General features: G+C 41.9%; 1 protein-coding gene. It reads right to left on the bottom strand.

The genetic code is table 11. The features are described from left to right. The coding region (locus HP439_RS19110) for an error-prone DNA polymerase family protein (protein WP_484592856.1) at window positions 1-1367 on the bottom strand (1367 nt) is incomplete at both ends.

The raw sequence follows: 1367 nt of genomic DNA, 5'->3' as shown, positions 1-1367 counted from the left end.
TGTTTTGGGTGATCACAAAACCTCCAGTATGTTGACCAAGCTGCCGCGGGAAGCCTATATAGGTGTTTGTCAGTTCAAGTGTCTTTTTTAAATGGAGATCGTTTGCATCAAATCCATCTGTAGTAGATCCTTTTGTAGAAAACCAGTCGTCGGTAAATTCATAAGCTGACTTGGATAGTTTATCAAGTACATCAACCGAAAGCCCCATTGCTTTTCCAACATCCCGAACAGCGCCTTTCCAATGGACCTGTGTTACTGTAGCGACGATGCCGGCCCTATGCCGGCCGTATTTCGTGTAGATATATTGTATGACCTCTTCTCGTCTTTCATGTTCGAAATCTACATCGATATCAGGAGGTTCATCTCTCGCTTCACTCATGAATCGGGCAAAGAGAAGCTTAAATTTTGTGGGATTCACCGCTGTAATACCTAGGCAATAGCATACTGCGGAATTGGCTGCTGATCCACGTCCTTGACAAAGTATTCCACGCTCCCTCGCGAAACGTACTAGGTCATATACAGTCAAGAAATAGGAGGCATAATTCTTTTTGTTAATAAACGCTAACTCCAATTCCAAAGTCGAGCGTAATGTATCCGGAATGGAGTCTCCAAAGTGTTCATGAGCCCCCTTCCATGTGAGCATTGTTAGTTCTTCCATTGGGGATCGATTCTCGCTGACAATTTCTTCTGGATAAATATATTCAAGTTCCTCGAGGGAGAATTTACAAGCATCGGCTATTGCTAAACTGTTTGCTAATGCATGTGGGTATTGACGAAAAATCCGATACATCTCTTTGGGAGCTTTTAGGTAACGTTCCGCGTTGGCATGTAGTTTCAATCCTGCAGATTGGATGGTACATTTCTCGCGCACACAGGTTAATATATCTTGTAGTTGCCGACGCTCGGGGTTGTGGTAATGTATATCGTTAAGTGCGGCAAGAGGAATGTTTAATTTGTCTTCTAGTTGCCATAGCCGGTATAATTTTTTTTGATCATCGCCGCTATACAAAAATGCTGCACCGATATAGAGCTTTGTTCCAAAGGATTCCTTATACTCTTTTAAAGCGTGGAGGTATGTTTCATCGAAATCAAAGTCGTTGTTTAACGTTGCTGGCGGTAGAGCAATAAAGGTAATTCCTTCGGCATGATCGTATACATCAGATTTATAAAGATGACAAGAACCTTTTTCAGCTCTTAGATTTCCCTTTGTTAATAGGCTTGATAAATTATTGTATGCTGCTTTGTTCTCTGGAAAAGCTAAAAGACTAGGGCCGTCTAGCAGATCTAATCTACACGCGGGAATAAAACGGATGTTTTTGTTTTTAGCGGCTATATGGGCACGGACAATCCCTGCTAAAGTATTTCTG

The organism is Sphingobacterium shayense, assembly GCF_013179575.1.
GTDB classification, from domain to species: Bacteria; Bacteroidota; Bacteroidia; order Sphingobacteriales; family Sphingobacteriaceae; genus Sphingobacterium; species Sphingobacterium shayense.
This window is presented reverse-complemented; position numbering and strand designations above follow the sequence as displayed.